This window comes from Streptomyces sp. NRRL B-1140, assembly GCF_001280065.1.
In the GTDB taxonomy this organism is placed as follows: Bacteria; Actinomycetota; Actinomycetes; order Streptomycetales; family Streptomycetaceae; genus Streptomyces.
In genome coordinates this window covers 1-748 of record NZ_LGEA01000169.1, presented here as the reverse complement: position 1 = coordinate 748, position 748 = coordinate 1, and the positions used below count along the sequence as shown (strand labels likewise).

General features: G+C 65.4%; 1 protein-coding gene and 1 pseudogene. Both read right to left on the bottom strand.

Going from position 1 to position 748, the window contains the following annotated elements:
* Positions 1 to 483 (bottom strand): annotated as a pseudogene (locus tag ADK65_RS35550) (ABC transporter permease); the annotation flags it as partial.
* A 3-nt stretch (positions 484 to 486) separates the two neighbouring features.
* On the bottom strand, positions 487 to 748 hold a 262-nt coding region (locus tag ADK65_RS35545; protein WP_159038868.1), incomplete at its 5' end, for a TOBE domain-containing protein.

Genomic DNA, 748 nt, shown 5'->3' with positions numbered 1-748 from the left:
GAGTTCGTTGTAGAGCAGCTGGAACGGAGCTCCGGGAACCGACATGCTCGTGAGCGTCTCGTTCACCAGGCCCTTGTCACCGAGCATGATGATCCAGCCGTACGTACGCACCAGAGCGGACACGAAGTGCGGCACCACCACGACCAGCATCGCCAGACCCGCCCACACCGGCTTCAGCCGCGTAATCGCCTGCGCAAGAACGAACCCGAACACCAGGCTCAGCACGGCCGTTTCGGCGGAAATACGCAGCGTGGTGAACAGCACCGACAGATTCACACCGGTCAGCGCGTCGGCATACCAGTGCAGCGTGAACGAACCGTCGGCGTTCTTCAGGCTCAGCAGCAGCGTCGAGAAGATCGGGTAGACGAACAGCACCAGCAGATAGACGACAACCGGCAGCGCGTAGAAGATTCCGACCCGCGTCCGGCGCGAAGCCAGCAGCTTGCGGGGGCGTGCGGGGGTCGTGGCGGTGAGGGCTGCCATGACTCACCCCGCCTGTTCGTCGGTGAGGAAGAGGTTGACGTCCTCAGGGTCCGTACAGATGCCCACTCGTTCGCCTGCGACGGGACTACGGCCTGCCGGTACCTCCAGGCGCAGCAGCGGCGCATCCTTGCCATCGACCCGCACGCCCGCCCGCACCAGCGTTCCGACATAGGTGGCGGTCTCGACGGTGCCGGTACAGAACCCGTCATCGGCGGCACAGGCACGCAGCCGGCCCGGCTGCACAGCGACCTTCACCTGACTGCCG